The following is a 17,586-nucleotide window of genomic DNA, read 5'->3' on the forward strand; positions in this document are numbered from 1 at the left end:
CCCGTGGCTCAGGGAGTGGCGCCCGCGACGGTGATGGTCACGATCCCCGACTCCGTTCCGACCGTGCTCCAGCCGCCCTCGGCCCGGTCCCACTCCAGGCCCGAGTGGGAGACCGAGGTGATGTGGAGGGTCGAGGCATTCGCGACGGCCCACTGTGCGGCCGCCCACCCGAGGTCGCCCGAGACGTCCAGCCTCAGGAGGGTGCCGTCGGCGGTGCCGCCCAGCGGCCCGAAGGCCTCGTCAGCGGCGGCGGAGACCGCGAGGACATCGCCCGTCGTCGTCGGGTAGCGGAGCGTGCAGTCCAGTGCGGCGGGTGAGTTGCCCGTCAGGGCCGAGGCGAACGCGCGGCCCTCGGGCTCGTGGTCGGCGTAGGCTTCCGGGAAGGCCGAGCGCTGCACGGTCTGCGCCGCCTCGGTGATGGGCAGGTCCTCGTATCCCGGGACCTGCACGAGTGCGTCGTAGAACGCGCCGGTGGCGTAGGCGGGCCTCATGATCTGCTCCTCGGTACCCCACCCCTGGGACGGACGCTGCTGGAACAGCCCCCGGGAATCCGGCCCGGCGTCGTCGCCGTAGTCGATGTTCTCCAGGCGCGACTCCTGGATGGCGGTCGCGATCGCGATCGACGCAGCGCGGGCGGGCAGCCCGCGCTGCACCGCGATCCCCGAGATGAGGGCGGCATTCCCGGCCTGCGTCGGAGTGAGCTCGAAGGTGTCGGCGCCCACCGTGGCGTTGCACCGCTCACGGACCAGGACCTCACTCCGGTCCAGCTGGGTCACCGCCAGCCCGGCGCCGCCCACGACGACGACACCGAGCACGGTGAGCATCGCCGCCGTCCGGACGCGCCGTCGACGCCGCCTGACGGCTGCGGACGGAGATCGGGGGGTCACGGGTCAGTTGGCATGCAGTGCCGGGTTGAGCGCGATGCCCTCACCCGTCCGCGGCTGCGCCTCCACGGCTCCGGTCGTGGAATTGCGACGGAACAGGATGCCGGGCTCGCCGGAGAGGTTCTTCGCCTTCACGACGCTCCCGTCCTGCAGCGTGACCTTGGTGCCGGCCGTCAGGTAGAGTCCGGCCTCGACCACGCAGTCGTCGCCGAGCGAGATGCCGACTCCGGCCTCGGCGCCGAGCAGGCAGCGCTCGCCGATGGTGATGCGTTCCGTGCCACCGCCCGAGAGGGTGCCCATGATCGAGGCACCCCCGCCGATGTCCGAACCGTCACCGACGACGACGCCGGCCGAGATCCGGCCCTCGACCATGGAGTGGCCGAGGGTCCCGGCGTTGAAGTTCACGAACCCCTCGTGCATGACCGTGGTGCCCTCCGCGAGGTGCGCGCCGAGGCGCACGCGGTCCGCGTCGGCGATCCGCACACCGGCCGGCACCACGTAGTCCACCATGCGGGGGAACTTATCCACCCCGTACACGGCGACGGGTCCACGGGCGCGCAGGGCGGCCCGCACCGTCTCGAAGCCCTCGGCGGCGGCGGGGCCGTGGTTCGTCCAGACGACATTGGCGAGGAGACCGAAGACACCGTTGAGGTTCACGGTGTTGGGCTGGACCAGCCGGTGCGAGAGAAGATGCAGCCGCAGGTAGGCGTCCTCGGTGCCGGCCGGTGCGTCGTCCAGCTCGATGGTGATCTCGACGACGCGCTGGGAGACTCCCCGGGCTGTGTCGACGCCTGCCCTTGCCAGTGCCTCGAGGGTGTCGCGGAGACCGGACCCGGTCGCGCCTGCCGCTCCGCCGATGGTTCCGTCCGAGGGCGCCTCTCCCAGCCAGGGTGCGGGGAACCAGGTGTCGAGGACCACGCCGTCCGTGGTGACCGTGGCGAGGCCCAGACCACCGGCCGGCCGCCGGGAGTCGCCGGGCAGGGGTGGGTTCGGCAGGGGAGTCGTCATGGGCAGCAGTCTACCGAGCGATAGTGTTTGAGCATGATTCAGACACCCTCCCCGGCGCTCGATCCGACCGCCGACGTGGCGCACCTGACCGCACGCCTGATCGATCTCGAGAGCGTCTCGGGGGGCGAGCGCGGGATCGCCGACGCCATCGAGCAGGTCCTGCGGCCCCTCACGCACCTCGAGGTGGTGCGCGACGGCGACTGCGTGATGGCCCGCACCACCCTCGGGCGCGCCGAACGCGTGATCCTGGCCGGGCACATCGATACCGTCCCGCTGCCCACGGCGGGTGGATCCCGGGGTACGGTCCCCTCGACCTGGGACGGGGACGTCCTCTACGGGCGCGGCGCCACGGACATGAAGGGCGGGGTCGCGGTGCAGCTGGCACTCGCGGCCGCCCTGACGGATCCGACGCGCGACATCACGTTCGTCTTCTACGACCACGAGGAGGTCGAGGCGTCCCTGAGCGGGCTCGGCCGCGTCGCGGCCTCCTTCCCGGACTGGCTCGTCGCGGATTTCGCCGTGCTGCTGGAACCTACGGACGGGACGGTCGAGGGCGGCTGCAACGGCACCGCCCGCTTCGACGTGCGCGTCGCGGGCCGCGCCTCGCACTCGGCCCGTGCCTGGATGGGCGTCAACGCCATCCACGGCGCGGCGGAGATCCTCGTGCGCCTGCGCGACCACGAGCCGGCGACCGTGCACGTCGACGGCCTGGACTACCGCGAGAGCCTCAACGCCGTGAAGATCGTCGGCGGGACCGCCGGCAACGTCATCCCGGACAGCGCGGTGATCGAGGTGAACTACCGGTTCGCCCCCGACAAGAGCCCGGAGCAGGCCGAGGAGTACGTGCGGGCGCTGCTCGAGGGGTTCGAGGTGGAGCGCACCGACGCCGCTGCCGGGGCGCGTCCGGGACTGCAGCATCCCGCCGCCGCAGCCTTCGTCGCCGCCGTGGGGGCGGAGCCGAAACCCAAGTACGGCTGGACGGACGTTGCACGGTTCAGTGCCCTCGGCGTGCCTGCGGTGAACTTCGGGCCGGGTGACGCGCTCCTCGCGCACACCGACGACGAGCACGTGCACGCCGACGCCGTCCGTGCGTGCCTCCGAGCGCTCACCACCTGGCTCTCCTGACAGCACCGTCGACAGCACCGTCGACAGCACCGACGAGGAAGGGCCCGGTTCTCCTGAACCGGGCCCTTCCTCGTCCGTGCCGCGTGCCCGGCCGGACAGGCCGGTCGCCGCAGCGTGGTGTGTGTCAGGTGGCGGCCGCCTCCGGCACGAGGGGTCCGGGCGCCACGGGCTTGCGGCCCTTCGTCCTGAAGCTCAGGAGGACCGACAGCCGGGTCGCGAGGGTCGACAGCGCGAAGTTGATGAGGATGAAGATCGCTGCCGCGACGAGCAGCGAGGGGATGACATTGCCCTCTCCGACGCCGAGCCGACGGGTGAACTGCAGCAGCTCGGGGTAGGTGATGATGAAGCCGAGCGCCGAGTCCTTCAGGATCACCACGAACTGGCTGACGAGCGCCGGCAGCATCGCGATGAGTGCCTGCGGCACCTCGATGTTCCGCAGCGACTGGTTGCGGGTCAGGCCGATCGCCATACCCGCCTCGCGCTGGCCCCGGGGCAGGCCGTGGACGCCGGAGCGGACGAGTTCGGCGATCACGGAGCCGTTGTAGAGCGTGAGCGCGACGACGACGGCGATCAGGGGCGCGTCCTGCGGCTTCACGGCGCCCGAGCTGCCGAGGGCGAGCCAGAAGAAGATCATCATCAGCAGGACGGGTACGGCCCGCAGCACCTCGACGACGGAACCGGCGACCGCGCGGATCGGTGCGGAGTGGGACAGGCGTCCCACGCCGAAGATCAGGCCGAACAGGACGGCCGTGACGATCGAGATCCCTGCGGCCTTCAGGGTGTTCACGAGACCGGGGAGGATGAAGAACTCCCAGGTGCGGGACTCCAGGAACGGTGTCCACATGCTCGCGGCGAGCTGGCCCTTGCCGGCCAGTGCCGACAGGATCCAGGCGAGGACGGCGACGGCGACGAGGACACCCACGATGTTGCCGATGAGGATGACACGCCGCGCGCGCGGACCCGGCGCGTCGAAGAGGACCTGCTGCGCGCTCATCGTGCCACCGCCAGTCTGCGTGAGGCCCACGTGGTGAGGAGCCCGATGGGAATCACCAGGATCACGAACCCGAGGGCGAACGTGAGGAAGATGGGGATGACCAGGTCCGAACGGAACTCGATCATGGTCTTCATGAGTCCGGAGGACTCCGTGGCGACGGACCCCGCGGCGGCGACCGTCGAATTCTTGATGAGCGCGATCAGCACGTTCCCGAGCGGGGCGATGGCCCCACGGAACGCCTGCGGCAGGATGATCAGGCGCGCGGCGGGCAGGAAGCTCAGGCCGATGGCCCGGGCGGCTTCCGCCTGGCCGAGCGGGACGGTGTTGACGCCGCTGCGGATCGCCTCGCACACGAAGGCCGCGTGGTAGAGCGCGAGGCCCAGGATGGCGATCCGGAACAGGCTCGCGTTCAGGTCGCTCGCCAGGCTGATCTGCATGACGGAGAACAGGCCGAGGAAACCGAACGCGAGGATGATGGTCAGCGGCGTGTTGCGGAAGATGTTGACGTACGCCGCCCCGAACCACTGGAGGCTCGGGATCGGGGAGATGCGGAACAGGGCCAGCACCGTACCGATGACGAGCGCGAAGATGGCCGCCCAGAACGACAGCTGGATGTTGACCCAGAACGCGGCGGGTACGTCATAGGTCTCGAACAGCGACAGGTAGTTCTCCACGGTTCACCTCTTTCCTGGTGGGAACATGGCACGGGTGGGGCGGTCCGTGCGGACCACCCCACCCATGGGAGTGATGCTAGGCGCAGGGCGCCGGGGTGGGCGGGTTGAGATCCGCGTTGAACTCGTAGTCGGCACCTTCGGTGTTGCTCGTGATCGCTTCCTCCCACGCGCCGTCCTCGATCATCTTCGTGATGGCCGCATTGACCTCCTCGCAGCGCTCGGTGCTGCCCTTCGGCAGGCCGACGCCGTAGTTCTCCTCCGAGAACGTGTTGCCGACGACCTTGAACTTGCCGGCGTTGGCCTCCTGCGCGGCGAGGCCGGCGAGGATGATGTCGTCGGTGGTGACCGCATCGATCTGGCCGCCACCCATCGCCGTGACGCACTCGGCGTAGCCGGGCTGCTCGACGAGCTGGACACCGGGGTACTGGTCCTTGATCTTCTGCGCCGACGTGGAGCCGGTGACCGAGCAGAGGTTCTTGCCCTCGAGGTCCTCGGGCCCGGTGATGTCGCTGTCGGTCGGGACGAGCAGGTCCTGGCCGGCCACGAAGTACGGTCCGCCGAAGTCGACGGTCTCCTTGCGGGTGTCCGTGATGGAGTAGGTCGCGAAGATCATGTCGACCTGGTTGTTCGAGAGCAGGTTCTCGCGGTTGGCCGACGGCGCCTCGACGAACTCGATCTGGTCCTCGCCGAAGCCGAGTTCGTTCGCCACGTACGTCGCGACGTCGACGTCGAAGCCGGAGTAGGTGCCGCCCTCGTCGTAGCCGAGGCCCGGCTGGTCGAACTTGATGCCGATGCGGACCATCTCGCCGCCGGACTCGCCGCCCTCGCTCTCGGCGCTGTCTCCGCCACCACAGGCGGACAGTGTCAGTGCGGCCACCGCGGCCACCGCGGCTGCTGCGTATCGGGTCTTCTGCATGGGTGCTCCTTGTGTTGCGGCCCCGGAAGGCCTTGGGTGCGAGTGGTGATGTAGGGGGATCAGTGGGAGAGGATCTTGCCCAGGAAGTCCTTGGCGCGGTCGCTCCGGGGGTTGGTGAAGAACTCCTCCGGGGTCGCCTGCTCCATGATCTGTCCGTCGGCCATGAAGATCACGCGGTCGGCGGCACGTCGGGCGAAGCCCATCTCGTGCGTGACGACGATCATCGTCATGCCCTCCTTGGCGAGGGCGACCATCGCGTCGAGGACCTCGTTGATCATCTCCGGGTCGAGGGCGGAGGTCGGCTCGTCGAACAGCATCACCTTGGGCTGCATGGCGAGGGCGCGGGCGATGGCCACGCGCTGCTGCTGGCCGCCGGACAGTTGCGCGGGAAGTTTCTGGGCCTGGTTGTCGACGCCGACGCGCTTGAGCAGGGACATGGCGAGATCCTTTGCGGGACCGGGCTTCATGCCCTTGACCTTGACGGGGCCGAGGGTGACGTTCTCGAGGATCGACTTGTGCGCGAACAGGTTGAAGGACTGGAACACCATGCCGACGTCGGCGCGCAGTTTCGCGAGTTCCTTGCCCTCCGCCGGGAGCACCTTGCCGTCGATGGTGATCTCCCCGTCGTCGATGGTCTCGAGGCGGTTGATGGCCCGGCACAGCGTCGACTTGCCGGAGCCCGAGGGACCGATCACCACGACGACCTCGCCGCGCGCGACGTCCAGGTCGATGTCGCGGAGCACGTGCAGGTCGCCGAAATGCTTGTTGACCTTGCGGAGGGAGACGAGGGGACGTGTCGAGGACGCAGGCGTAGACGGTTGCGCTTCACTTGTCATGGGAGAAATGTAGCGAACTATTCCTCCTCAGCAAGACGGAGCAGCCCGGCGGCGCCGATTGTGATTCAAGAGCAACCAAATCCGCAGCGTGTGCCGCTCGTTGGTTAGCCTAGGGAAATGTCTCCTTCCCAGCACCCTTCGGCATCCGGTGACGCGTGGCTCCCGGCAGCGGACGACGACGTCGCGGATCCGTCCGTCGCGGCGCCGTCGCGCGCGTCCGGTGAGGCACGTCCCCCCGGGCCGTCACAGGCCACGCGTCGTCGGGGATCGGTGGAACTGCGGCGCGGACAGGCGACCGGGCCGCAGTCCGACAACACCCTGCTCGACGCGCCGGATTCCGGTGCCTTCACACGCACGGATCCGTGGCGGGTCCTGCGGATCCAGAGCGAATTCGTCGAGGGGTTCGGCACCCTGGCCGACCTCGGCCCGGCCATCAGCGTCTTCGGCTCCGCCCGGACGGCCCGCGACTCCCCCTTCTACGGTATCGGGGAGGAGGTGGGCCGGCGTCTGGTCGAGGCCGGCTACGCGGTCATCACCGGCGGCGGACCGGGTGCCATGGAAGCGGCGAACAAGGGTGCGTGCGAGGCCGGGGGAGTCTCCGTGGGGCTCGGCATCGAGCTGCCCTTCGAGCAGGGCATGAACGAGTGGGTGGACCTCGGCATCAACTTCCGGTACTTCTTCGCCCGCAAGACGATGTTCGTCAAGTACGCCAGCGGCTTCGTCGTCCTGCCCGGCGGCTTCGGGACGCTCGACGAGCTGTTCGAGGCCATGACGCTGGTCCAGACGGGCAAGGTGACGTCGTTCCCGATCGTCCTGATCGGCGTCGACTACTGGCGGCCGCTGCTCGACTGGATCAGGGGCACCCTGCTCACGGAGGGGACCATCTCGGAGAAGGATCTGTCCCTTCTCCACCTCGTGGACACGGCGGAGGAGGCCGTCCGGATCGTCGCGGCGTCCGCCGGCCGTTCCGGCACTTCCTGAGCTTCACGCGGGCGCGCCTCTGGCACCATTGCCGTGTGACTATCTTCCTGGTGATCCTCGCCATCGTGCTGGTGGGTGCCACGGCGCTCCTCGCGTCCGGTCGGGAGGTGCCGGCGGTCCTGCGGCCCCGGGGCGCCCGGCGGGCGAAGCCGTCCGTCCTCCGCCGTGCCGCGGACGGGCCCGACGACGCGGCCGGGCGGGACCCGGCGGGCACCCCGACGGGTGACGACGACAGCCGGCTCCTGACACCGGGCAGCGACGAGGACCCTCTGGCACGGGGAGACGGACTCGGGCTGGTCGAGCCGGTGGCGAGCCTCCCGCCCGTCCTGCTGCCCGATGATCCGTCGGGGACCGACGTCGATGCCGTGCGGTTCGGCCTGGGCCTGCGCGGGTACCGGATGGACCAGGTGGACGAGGTCCTCGATCGACTCTCGAGCGCGCTCGAGGCCAGGGACGCCACGATCAGGGCCCTGCGGGCCGAGCTCGCGGGACGGGACGGACGCCGGTGAGCGGGGCTGTCCCGGGGTCGGACGGTCGCCTGCGCTGCGGCTGGGCCGTGTCCAGTGCGGAGTACGAGCGGTACCACGACCTCGAGTGGGGGCGGCCGGTCACGGGCGAGACGGCACTCTTCGAACGGCTGAGCCTCGAGGCGTTCCAGTCCGGCCTCAGCTGGATCACCATCCTGCGGAAGCGCGAGGCCTTCCGCTCCGCGTTCGCCGGGTTCGAGCCCCGCACCGTGTCCGCCTTCGGCCAGGCGGACATCGAGAGGCTCCTCGCCGACCCGGGCATCGTCCGGAACCGCCAGAAGATCGAGGCGACCGTCTCGAACGCCCGCGCGCTCCTCGACCTGCCCGCCGGGACGACGCTCGGCTCGGTCCTCGCCGCCCACCGCCCTGCGGAGGTCGCCGCTCCGGCCACCCTCGCGGACGTCCCGGCCATCACGCCGGAGAGTACCTCCCTCGCCCGCACGCTCCGCGGTCTCGGCTTCCGGTTCGTCGGCCCGACGACGGCCTATGCCATGCTGCAGGCCACGGGCTACGTCGACGACCACCTCCAGGACTGCTGGGTGCGCGATGCACTGTCCGACGCCGCCCCCGCGATCGTGCCGGGGAGCAGCGCGGCCACGGGGGCGCGCCGCCCGTGATCAGCCGCGGACGGACCGACACGGCGACGGCGGCCGGCCCCGCTCCCGTCGCACGGAGCGGGCGCCGGACCGTCGTGTCCCGGCTCCTCGCGCACTGGTCCGTCCAGGTACTCGTGCTCTTCCTCGTGGGACGCCTCGTCAGCACGGCGATCCTCCTCCTCGCTGCATCCCGCCAGGGGGCGAGTCCCTGGTCCGGGCCCGCGCCCGCCTACGGCACCTTCATCAACTACTGGGACAGCGGGTGGTACGAGCGCATCTTCCGTGAGGGCTATCCGACGGACCTGCCCACGGACCTCTTCGGCATCGTCACGCACAACCAGTGGGCCTTCTACCCCCTGTATCCGGGTATCGTCCGCAGCCTCGACGTCGTCACGGGCCTCGGTTGGGGCGTCCTCGCTCCGCTGGTCGCGTGGCTCGCCGCTGCGGGCGCGGCCCTCGTGATCTATCGGCTGTTCCGGCTGCGGGCCGGTCACCGCACCGCGCTCGCGGGTGTCGCGGTCGTGTCGCTCGCCCCGGTCTCGCCGATCCTGCAGGTCCCCTACGCCGAATCCCTGCACCTCCTGCTCCTCGCCTCCGCGCTGCATCTCGTGTCGACGCACCGGTGCTACGCGGCGATGCCCGTCGTCGTCCTCATGTGCCTGTCCCGTCCGGCGGGAGTGCCGTTCGCGCTGGCCCTCGGCGTCCTGTTCGTCCACGAGGTGTGGACCTGGCGCCGCGCGGGGGCGGATCCGGTGCTCCGAAGGGAATCGGCCGGCCGGATCCTGCCCCTGCTGCTGCTCGGTGGCGTCGCGTCGCTCTCCGCCGTGGCCTGGCCCCTCATCGCCTGGATCGCGACGGGTCGGCGCGACGCCTACGTCGCCACCGAGACCGCGTGGCGTGGCGAGGCGCTCACCCCCTTCCTCCCGTGGTTCGAGAACCCGGCGGCCCTCATCGGGCCGGCAGCGGCGTCCCTCGTGGTCCTGGCGCTCCTTCTCGGCGGGATCGGACTGTTCTCCGCGCGCCCCGTCCGGTCGCTCGGGCTGGTCCTGAATGCGTGGTGCGCCGCCTACCTGCTGTACCTCGCGGCCTTCTGGGACCCGCAGTCCAGCACCTGGCGCATCCTGGTGCCGCTCTTCCCCCTCGCCCTCGCCGCTGCGTCACTGCAGCGAGGCAGGATCCTCTGGGTGCTCCTGCCGCTCTCGGTGGTCCTGCAGTTCCTCTGGGTCGACTCGCTGTGGGGCTGGACTCCCACGGGATCGAACGGGGATTATCCACCCTGAGTGTGATCCACGCCGCACCCGAATTAGCAGGAGCAGGGCTTGTGCTGAATAATGAAGGGGATGACGTGCACCGCCGGGCCTCTCACCGGGTCGACGGGACGGAGCACCGTTTACTGTCGCGCTACCGCTGACCGCGGTTGCGCCCTGTTGAAAGGGACACCCCTATGGCTGCCATGAAACCGCGTACCGGCGATGGACCGATGGAAGTCACCAAGGAGGGGCGCAGCCTCATCATGCGGGTACCCATCGACGGCGGCGGACGCCTGGTCGTGGAACTCAACGCGGAAGAGGCAGGCAACCTCAAGGACTGCCTGCTCACCGTCACCGGCTGACACCGCTCCGTCCACCCGCCGCCCCCGCTTCGCGGTCAGGCCCTCTTCGCGATCAGGCCTTCTGCTTGACGGCGAGGAGGAGTCCCGTGCCGGTCGGGAGGAGTGCCGAGACGAGGGAATCGTCGTCTCGGACCATCCGGCCCACCTGCCGCAGCGTGTTGGTCGACTGCTCTCGGACGGCGGGTTCCGCCACGCGGTCCTGGTCGAGGGCATCGTTGACGATGAGGATGCCGCCGTCCTTCAGCAGGCGGATCGCCTGCTCCACGTACGCCGGGAGTCCCGCCTTGTCGGCGTCGATGAAGACGAGGTCGTAGGCGCGATCCGTCAGCCGGGGCAGGACGTCCGCGGCGCGCCCCGAGATGGTGCGGGTCCGGTTGGAGGGTATGCCCGCTTCCGCGAAGGCCTCCCGAGCCGCCCGGAGATGATCGACGTCGGAATCGATCGTGGTCAGCACGGCGCTCCGTCCGAGCCCCCTCAGGAGGCAGACCCCCGAGACGCCGGCACCCGCGCCGACCTCGACCGCCGTCGTCGCCTTCGAGGCAGCCGCCAGCACGGTCAGGGCAGCGCCGACTGCAGGTGTCACCGGAGAGACGCCCAGCTCATGGGACCTGTCGCGGGCACGGAGCAGGATGTCGTCCTCGTCGGGAAGCCCTTCCGTGTAGGACCAGCTGCTGTGTTTGTCGGCGGCCATGGGCATCCGTTCTGTTCTGGGATAAGGGGGACTGTCGGAGGCCGGAGCCCCGCCCCAACACTACTGTCTGGGCTGCTCGCACTTCCATGCGGGCGGCCGTTCCGGACCGTTCGCCGGTGAGCCGGAGAGTAACCGACGGCGAAGCCGATACCCGGAATCAACACGCGCCGGCCTGCCAGCTACCTCCCAGCTTGGTGCGAAAGACTTCGAACTCGGGACATCCGGCATGAGCACGGTCCCGAATCCCTGATACCACCGCCTGCTGCATGGGCATCGGCGTGGTGGCCCGATCGGGATACGCGGCGAAAAGGGGTAGATGATGTCCAGCGTGAAGGCGGCACAGCCCGCTGGTGGGTCCGCAGTGGCGGACGATCCCATCCTCGATGAGCACGGCAACCCGTGGGTGGCCCCGTCCTGGGAAGAAGTGGTCACCAACTACTCGCCGAAGGTCTACCGCCTGGCCTACCGCCTGACCGGGAACCGCTTCGACGCCGAGGACCTCACGCAGGAGGTCTTCGTGCGGGTCTTCCGGTCCCTCGCGAACTTCAAGCCGGGCACCCTCGACGGCTGGCTGCACCGCATCACCACCAATCTCTTCCTCGACCAGGCGCGGCGCAAGACCCGCATCCGGTTCGACGGCCTGACGGAGGAGGCCGAGAGCCGCCTCCCCAGCAAGCACCCCGGCCCCGAGCGCAGCTTCGAGTTCAACAACCTCGACATCGACGTGCAGTCGGCGCTCGAGGAGCTCCCCCCGGATTTCCGGGCCGCCGTCGTCCTGTGCGACCTCGAAGGCCTGGCGTACGACGAGGTGGCACAGGTTCTGGGGGTCAAGCTCGGCACCGTACGCTCGCGCATCCACCGTGGCCGCACGATGCTCCGCGAGAAGCTCGCCCACCGCGATCCGCGACCCACCGGAGGAAGCGGCACTGCCCTGGGTGTCCCGCGGATCGCCGGTCTGGGCTAGGGACGGTGCTTCACCCCCGTCGCCTCCTGCAGGACCTCGTGGACGGCGAACTGCCGGACCGGCGCCGGATCGGCGTCGAGCGCCACGTCGCCCGCTGCTCCGCGTGCGCTGCGACCGTGTCCAGGCTCCGCGCCCTCAAGAGTGCCCTGCTCGGCCTGCACAGGCCCGTACCCGACCCGGAGTTCCAGCGACGACTGCTGGCTCCCACCGCCGCGGTCGAGGCTCCTCCGCGGTTCCAGCGGCGTGAGGACCGGGCAGGATCGAGTGCGGCGTTCGTCCGGGACCATCACGAGCGGACCGAGCCCCACCGGCGCCGTCGTACCGCCGTTGCCGCAGCCGGCGGGACCGTCGTCGTGGCCGGGGCGATCCTCGGCAGCGCCTATATCGTCGGGTCCGAGGCCGCCTCCACCACGATCGAGGCGGCCGACGGCTCCACGGCACTCCGTGCAGGCTGGGAGTCGGTGGCGCCGCGCACCCCGACGACCCTCGACGCCGAGCAGCTGGACACCCTCCGAGCCGGAGGGTGGTACTGCCCGGAGCTCGAATCGCTCGGCTTCACGCTCAGCAGCGCCGAAGGGATCACGGTGGACGGCAGGCCCACGCTCGAGCTCACCCTCGAGAACGACGGCTCCACCGTCACGGTCTACGAACAGAGGAAGGTCGGCGACGAGGGCGGGGGTGCGGCCGCACCCTTCAGCGCCGTGACAGGGCGCGTCGTCACGGCCGACGGCTTCGAGCACGTCGGCGGAGCCGACCGCGACCTGTGGGTGCGCTCGGGCGAGCCGTGGCAGGTGGTGCTGGATTCCCCGACGGTCACGTACACCGTGGTGTCTTCGATGCCTGCCGCCGCCATGCCGCAGACACTGAGCCAGCTCGTGACCACGGAGCACGCCCAGCTGGCCGTGACTCCACCCCGCCAGGAGGAATCGATGATGGAGCGGATCGTCCGGGGACTGTCGATGATCACGCACCCCGGGGGAAGCTCCCACTAGCCGCGGTCCACCGGCCGGTCGGATGACTCGGGCATGACGGTCCGGTGAATCTTCGGCGATGCATGGCGGGGTCCCACCGCGGGGACACCCGTGACGGTGATGGGCCTCCGGGCGGGAAGGTAGTCTTTTCAGGTGTTGGGAATCAACGGCCTCGAACTCGTGGTCCTGGCGATCATCGCCGTCGTGGTGCTCGGCCCGGAGCGCCTTCCGGAGTACGCCGCCCAGCTCGCTCGGCTCGTGAAGGGCCTCCGCCGGATGGCCAGCGGAGCACGCGAGCAGCTCCGGGAGGAAGTGGGACCGGAGCTCGACGAGGTCGACTGGCGCAAGCTCGATCCCCGCCAGTACGACCCGCGGCGCATCATCAAGGAAGCCCTCCTCGACGACATCGAGGACGTCTTCAAGCCGGTCAGCGAGGGTGCCCCGAAGCCTGTCGCCGCCGCCGCGCCCGCTGCCGCCGCACTCGCTTCTGCCCGACCTGCCGTGACGGTTCCCCTCGGGCCGCGTCTCGAAGCAGGACAGGCCGCCCCCTACGATCTCGAGGCGACCTGAGCCCTGCGTGCACGCCTACCGTGGCGTGACGTTCAGCCTCAGTCCGTCGAGGCCGCGGGGACGGCGGGCCAGGGCGCCGGCGATCCGCACGAGTTCGATACCCGCCCTCGATGCCAGGTGGTCGAGGACCAGGGGGACGCCGTCGTCCCCGCCCTGCCGGAGGGCGACGTCCAACGGGATGCTGCCGAGCAGGGAGATGTCGATTCCCAGCGTCGCCGTCAGGCGGCCCGCCACCGCCCCACCCCCGCCGCTCCCGAAGAGGTCGAGCCGGGTGCCGTCGGGCAGCTCGAGCCACGACATGTTCTCGATCACCCCCGCCACCCCCTGGCCGGTCTGCGCCGCCATCGCCCCTGCGCGCTCCGCCACGTCCGCCGCGGCGCCCTGCGGAGTGGTCACCACGAGCAGTTCCGAGGTCGGCAGGAGCTGGGCCACCGAGATCGCGATGTCGCCCGTGCCCGGCGGCAGGTCGAGGAACAGGACGTCCAGGTCGCCGAAGTAGACGTCCGTCAGGAACTGCTCGAGTGCACGGTGCAGCATGGGCCCTCGCCAGGAGATGGGCTGGTTGCCCTCGACGAACATGCCGATCGAGATGACCTTCACGTCATGGGCGACCGGCGGCAGGATGAGTTCGTCCACGCGGGTGGGCTGCCGGGTGATACCCATGAGTGCCGGTACGGAGAACCCGTACACGTCGGCGTCGACGATGCCCACACGGAGCCCCTGTGCGGCCATCGCGACCGCCAGGTTGACGGTGACGCTGGATTTGCCCACGCCGCCCTTTCCGCTCGCGACGGCGTAGACCCGCGTCAGTGAGCCAGGATCGTTGAAGGGGATGCCCCGGCGGCCGCCGGCGCCCTTCAGCCGTTCCTTGAGGGCATCGCGCTGCTCCTGGTCCATCACGCCGAGGTCGACCTCGACCCGCCCGACGCCGGGGACGGCGGACAGTGCCGCCTCGGTGTCCTGCACGATGGTGTCGCGCAGCGGGCACCCGGCGATGGTGAGCAGGACGCGGATGCGCACCGTCGCCCCCTCGACGGACACCGTGTCGAGCATGCCGAGTTCGGTGATGGGGCGGCGCAGTTCCGGATCGATCACCGTGGCGAGGGCGGCGTGGACGGCGTCCTCCGAGGGCCCGCCGACGGGAAGGTCGCTGCTCACCGGACGGGCTTCCTCCCGGCCGACTGGACCTTGGGCATGGCCACGGTGTTCTCCGGGGGCTTCCGTGGCTTGCGCTTGTGGAGGGTCAGCTCCTGGCCGTCCGTCGTCTCCAGCAGTTCCTCGAGGACCGACCGCAGCTCCGACCGGACGTAGTCGCGCGTGGCGACCTCCCGCAGGGCGATGCGCAGCTCAGCGATCTCGCGGGTGAGGTACTCGGTGTCCGAGAGGTTGCGTTCCGCCCGTTGCCGATCCTGCCGCAGGGAGACGCGGTCGCGGTCGTCCTGCCGGTTCTGGGCGAGCAGCAGCAGGGGGGCGGCGTAGGAGGCCTGGAGGGACAGCATGAGGGTGAGTGCCGTGAAGCCCAGGGCCGCGCTGTCGAACCGGAGGCCCGCCGGACCGAAGGTGTTCCAGCACAGCCAGATGATGCAGAACACCGTCATGTAGAGCAGGAACTGCGGTGTGCCCATGAACCGCGCGAAATTCTCCGTCGCGCTGCCGAACCGGTCGGGGTTCGGCCGTGGGCGGTTGAGGAACCGCTTCCGCGTCTCCTTGGGCGTGTCCAGCCCCCGGGAGCTGGACCTCATCTTCTCAGCCACGGCGGCCACCCCGTTTCGGTTCCGGTGCATCGTCCTGCGCCCGCCAGTCGTCCGGGAGCAGGTGGTCGAGGACGTCGTCGACCGTCACCGCGCCGACGAGGCGCCCCTCGGTGTTGACGACCGGCAGCGAGTTCAGGTTGTAGGTCGCGAGGATGCGCGACACCTCGCTGACGTCCGCCTGATCGCCCACCGCCTCGAGACCGGTGTCGATGATGTTGCCGAGCGGCTCGGGCGGGGGGAAACGGAGGAGCTGCTGGATGTGCACGACGCCCAGGTAGCGGCCCGTCGGCGTCTCGAGCGGTGGGCGGCAGACGAAGATCGAGGAGGCGAGGGCAGGTGTGAGTTCCTCCCGGCGCACGTGCGCCAGGGCCTCCGCCACGGTGGCCTCCGGCGGGAGGATGACCGGGACCGTCGTCATGAGGGATCCCGCGGTGTCCTCCTCGTACTCGAGCAGGCGGCGCACGTCCTCGGCGTCCTCGGGCTCCATGAGCTGGAGGAGCTCCTCCTTCTGGGCCTCGGGCAGCTCGTTGAGGAGGTCGGCGGCGTCGTCCGGGTCCATCTCCTCGAGGACGTCGGCCGCCCGCTCCCGGGTGAGCGAGGTCAGGATCTGCACCTGGTCGTCGTCGGGCAGTTCCTGGAGGACGTCGGCGAGGCGGTCGTCCTGCAGCTCCCCGGCGACCTCGATGCGGCGCTTGTCGTTCATCTCGTGCAGGGCGTCGGCGAAGTCGGCCGCTTTCAGGTCGTCGTGCTGGGCGACGAACTGCGTGGCCCCCTGGGGCTCGTCGGTGGCGCCGTGGAAGGCGTCGAGCCAGTCGATGATGATGCGCTCACCGCCGCGCCGCAGCCCGCGCAGCGGGGAGGTCGAACCACCGCGTCGGACGAAGAGCTGCGACACGTGCCAGTCACCCGCGCGGTTGCGCTCCATCGCGACGTCCTCGACGACCGCGTTCCCGCTGCCGTCGCGCAGCGTCAGCCGGCGGTCGAACAGCTCCGCGACCACGAGCATCTCCGCCCCGCGCTGTTCGAACCGGCGCAGGTTGACCAGGCCGGTGCAGATGATCTGCGACGGATCCATCGAGGTGATCCGGGTCATGGGGACGAAGACGCGTTTCTTCCCGGGCACCTCGACGACGAGGCCGATCACCTGCGGCGGTTTGCCCGGACCGCGGTCGAGGACCACGGCGTCACGGAGACGCCCGAGGCGGTCACCAAGGGGGTCGAAGACGTCGAGGCCGAGGAGCCGGGCGACGAAGACGCGGGTCGGGTTGGTAGTCACCGCCCTAGGCTATCGGGCGGCACACGACCGGGTGGCATCCTGCGGCCGTGCGACGCCCGGACGGTCGTCCGGCGCGTTCCCGGCAGGCGTGCGGCGGACACCGGCGAACTGCCAGTTCACTCCCGGCGATACCGCCCCCACGGACGGCGGTGGTACGCAAGAATGGGGAGCATGTCGACACCACCTCTCGGAACAACTGCCTCCCGCGACCTGGGCCGCGTGCTGCCCACCGGCGAGACGATCGGGCGGTACACCAGCTACCTCGATGCGCAGAAGGCCGTGGACTACCTCGCCGACAACAAGTTCGCCGTGCAGCGCGTCGCGATCGTGGGCAACGACCTGAAGGCCGTGGAGCGGGTCACGGGGCGCCTCAGCTACCCCCGCGTGGCCCTGAGCAGTGCGCTGTCCGGCGCCTGGTTCGGACTGTTCGTCGGCCTGATCCTGAGCCTGTTCGCGAACAGCGACATGGTCAGCACGGTACCGTCCTCGATCCTCCTCGGGGCCATCTTCTGGCTGCTCTTCGGCGTCATCACCTACGCGTTCCAGCGCGGCAAGCGGGACTTCACCTCGACGAGCCAGGTGGTCGCGACGAGCTACGACCTCCTGGTCGAGCCGAGCCTCGCCGGTGAGGCGCGCCGGTTGCTGCAGCAGCTGCCCATGAACGGTCAGGCCCAGCATCCCGGCAGCAACCCGGCGGCGTGGGGCCAGGGGCAGCAACCGCCCCAGCAGGGACAGGCACCGGAGAGACCAGCGTCCTGGAACGATCCGTTCCCCACCCAGCAGCCCCAGCAGCAGCCCGGACAGGCACAGCCCGCGGACGTCGAGGGTCAGGCGGCGGGCTCGACGGCCGGACCCGGCACCACCGGACCACGGCGCGGACAGTTCCCGGACCTGCCCGACGGCCGCCCCCAGTACGGGGTCCGCGTGGAGGATCCGGCCGGACGTGCGATGCCCGGCCCCGACGGGACGCAGGTTGGCGCCGATGGTTCCGCCGCCGGCACCGACGGGCCGGGAGCGCACCAGCAGGGCGCGCAGGCGCCCGGGGACGGCGACGGTCCGGCCGGCTCCGGTTCCTCGGCGGTCGGCGGACCGCGCTAGTCGAGGGTGCGATCGACGCTGACGAGTCGGCGTCGATCGAAGCGAGAGAACGAAAAGGCAGGGACCCCGCGGTCCCTGCCTTTTCTGTCCCCCCGGCGCCGGGGCCCGC

At 70.3% G+C, this 17,586-nt stretch carries 20 protein-coding genes; 10 read left to right on the forward strand and 10 right to left on the reverse strand.

Features of this window, described 5'->3' with window-relative positions; genetic code table 11:
• Positions 1-8 precede the first annotated feature (8 nt).
• Together ACTIMO_RS09040 and dapD are read right to left on the reverse strand one after the other, a co-directional pair.
• A complete protein-coding gene (locus tag ACTIMO_RS09040) occupies positions 9-824 on the reverse strand; it encodes a hypothetical protein (RefSeq protein WP_448182264.1) in 816 nt (271 codons plus the stop codon).
• 66 nt (positions 825-890) lie between these two features.
• Positions 891-1,892 (reverse strand): 2,3,4,5-tetrahydropyridine-2,6-dicarboxylate N-succinyltransferase, encoded by a 1,002-nt coding sequence (dapD, locus tag ACTIMO_RS09045; RefSeq protein WP_448182190.1) that lies wholly within the window; start codon positions 1,890-1,892, stop codon positions 891-893.
• 33 nt (positions 1,893-1,925) lie between these two features.
• Between dapD and dapE the strand changes: the two genes are divergently transcribed.
• Positions 1,926-3,017, forward strand: coding sequence for a succinyl-diaminopimelate desuccinylase (gene dapE, locus ACTIMO_RS09050; protein ID WP_055768561.1), 1,092 nt, complete (start codon positions 1,926-1,928; stop codon positions 3,015-3,017).
• A 124-nt stretch (positions 3,018-3,141) separates the two neighbouring features.
• Here the strand turns inward: dapE and ACTIMO_RS09055 are convergent, their stop codons facing one another.
• The 4 genes from ACTIMO_RS09055 to ACTIMO_RS09070 form a co-directional block, all read right to left on the reverse strand.
• Entirely contained in the window at positions 3,142-4,011 is an 870-nt protein-coding gene (locus ACTIMO_RS09055; RefSeq protein WP_055768564.1) for an amino acid ABC transporter permease, read from the reverse strand.
• The gene (locus ACTIMO_RS09060; protein WP_055768566.1) at positions 4,008-4,685 is read right to left on the reverse strand and encodes an amino acid ABC transporter permease; all 678 of its coding nucleotides are present in this window, start codon (positions 4,683-4,685) and stop codon (positions 4,008-4,010) included. Before ACTIMO_RS09060 ends, ACTIMO_RS09055 begins: the two co-directional genes overlap by 4 nt.
• A gap of 76 nt (positions 4,686-4,761) precedes the next feature.
• On the reverse strand, positions 4,762-5,601 hold the full coding sequence (locus ACTIMO_RS09065) for a glutamate ABC transporter substrate-binding protein (protein ID WP_448182191.1): 840 nt from the start codon (positions 5,599-5,601) through the stop codon (positions 4,762-4,764).
• Positions 5,602-5,660: 59 nt separating this feature from the next.
• The gene (locus ACTIMO_RS09070) at positions 5,661-6,437 is read right to left on the reverse strand and encodes an amino acid ABC transporter ATP-binding protein (RefSeq protein ID WP_055768573.1); all 777 of its coding nucleotides are present in this window, start codon (positions 6,435-6,437) and stop codon (positions 5,661-5,663) included.
• Between the two features lie 117 nt (positions 6,438-6,554).
• Here ACTIMO_RS09070 and ACTIMO_RS09075 point away from each other — a divergent pair, with 117 nt between their 5' ends.
• From ACTIMO_RS09075 to ACTIMO_RS09095, 5 genes are all read left to right on the forward strand, one after another.
• Positions 6,555-7,418, forward strand: coding sequence for an LOG family protein (locus tag ACTIMO_RS09075; protein WP_422390290.1), 864 nt, complete (start codon positions 6,555-6,557; stop codon positions 7,416-7,418).
• A 35-nt stretch (positions 7,419-7,453) separates the two neighbouring features.
• Positions 7,454-7,927: a DivIVA domain-containing protein gene (locus tag ACTIMO_RS09080; RefSeq protein ID WP_448182192.1), complete on the forward strand. Its 474-nt coding sequence runs from the start codon at positions 7,454-7,456 to the stop codon at positions 7,925-7,927.
• Entirely contained in the window at positions 7,924-8,562 is a 639-nt protein-coding gene (locus ACTIMO_RS09085) for a DNA-3-methyladenine glycosylase I (protein WP_448182193.1), read from the forward strand. The genes ACTIMO_RS09080 and ACTIMO_RS09085 overlap by 4 nt, the downstream gene beginning before the upstream one ends.
• Positions 8,559-9,821, forward strand: a complete 1,263-nt coding sequence (locus ACTIMO_RS09090) for a hypothetical protein (RefSeq protein ID WP_448182194.1) — start codon at positions 8,559-8,561, stop codon at positions 9,819-9,821. Before ACTIMO_RS09085 ends, ACTIMO_RS09090 begins: the two co-directional genes overlap by 4 nt.
• Positions 9,822-9,985: 164 nt before the next feature.
• Entirely contained in the window at positions 9,986-10,153 is a 168-nt protein-coding gene (locus ACTIMO_RS09095; RefSeq protein ID WP_082471292.1) for a DUF3117 domain-containing protein, read from the forward strand.
• Positions 10,154-10,205: 52 nt separating this feature from the next.
• On the opposite strand, the gene ACTIMO_RS09100 is transcribed toward ACTIMO_RS09095, so the two are convergent.
• Entirely contained in the window at positions 10,206-10,844 is a 639-nt protein-coding gene (locus ACTIMO_RS09100; protein WP_055768582.1) for an O-methyltransferase, read from the reverse strand.
• A gap of 316 nt (positions 10,845-11,160) precedes the next feature.
• Between ACTIMO_RS09100 and sigE the strand changes: the two genes are divergently transcribed.
• The 3 genes from sigE (at position 11,161) to ACTIMO_RS09115 (ending at position 13,349) form a co-directional block, all read left to right on the forward strand.
• On the forward strand, positions 11,161-11,808 hold the full coding sequence (sigE, locus tag ACTIMO_RS09105; RefSeq protein WP_055768584.1) for an RNA polymerase sigma factor SigE: 648 nt from the start codon (positions 11,161-11,163) through the stop codon (positions 11,806-11,808).
• A 5-nt stretch (positions 11,809-11,813) separates the two neighbouring features.
• On the forward strand, positions 11,814-12,800 hold the full coding sequence (locus ACTIMO_RS09110; protein ID WP_448182195.1) for an anti-sigma factor family protein: 987 nt from the start codon (positions 11,814-11,816) through the stop codon (positions 12,798-12,800).
• Between the two features lie 132 nt (positions 12,801-12,932).
• Positions 12,933-13,349 (forward strand): Sec-independent protein translocase TatB, encoded by a 417-nt coding sequence (locus tag ACTIMO_RS09115; RefSeq protein ID WP_422390284.1) that lies wholly within the window; start codon positions 12,933-12,935, stop codon positions 13,347-13,349.
• Positions 13,350-13,364: 15 nt separating this feature from the next.
• On the opposite strand, the gene ACTIMO_RS09120 is transcribed toward ACTIMO_RS09115, so the two are convergent.
• The 3 genes from ACTIMO_RS09120 to ACTIMO_RS09130 are packed head-to-tail and all read right to left on the reverse strand — an operon-like array spanning position 13,365 to position 16,379.
• On the reverse strand, positions 13,365-14,507 hold the full coding sequence (locus ACTIMO_RS09120) for an Mrp/NBP35 family ATP-binding protein (RefSeq protein ID WP_448182196.1): 1,143 nt from the start codon (positions 14,505-14,507) through the stop codon (positions 13,365-13,367).
• Positions 14,504-15,103, reverse strand: coding sequence for a DUF1003 domain-containing protein (locus tag ACTIMO_RS09125; protein ID WP_055769318.1), 600 nt, complete (start codon positions 15,101-15,103; stop codon positions 14,504-14,506). The genes ACTIMO_RS09120 and ACTIMO_RS09125 overlap by 4 nt, the downstream gene beginning before the upstream one ends.
• On the reverse strand, positions 15,096-16,379 hold the full coding sequence (locus ACTIMO_RS09130) for a magnesium transporter MgtE N-terminal domain-containing protein (protein WP_422390282.1): 1,284 nt from the start codon (positions 16,377-16,379) through the stop codon (positions 15,096-15,098). The genes ACTIMO_RS09125 and ACTIMO_RS09130 overlap by 8 nt, the downstream gene beginning before the upstream one ends.
• A 171-nt stretch (positions 16,380-16,550) precedes the next feature.
• Here ACTIMO_RS09130 and ACTIMO_RS09135 point away from each other — a divergent pair, with 171 nt between their 5' ends.
• Positions 16,551-17,477 (forward strand): general stress protein, encoded by a 927-nt coding sequence (locus tag ACTIMO_RS09135; RefSeq protein ID WP_448182197.1) that lies wholly within the window; start codon positions 16,551-16,553, stop codon positions 17,475-17,477.
• Positions 17,478-17,586 lie beyond the last annotated feature (109 nt).

The organism is Arthrobacter sp. CP30, assembly GCF_053470025.1.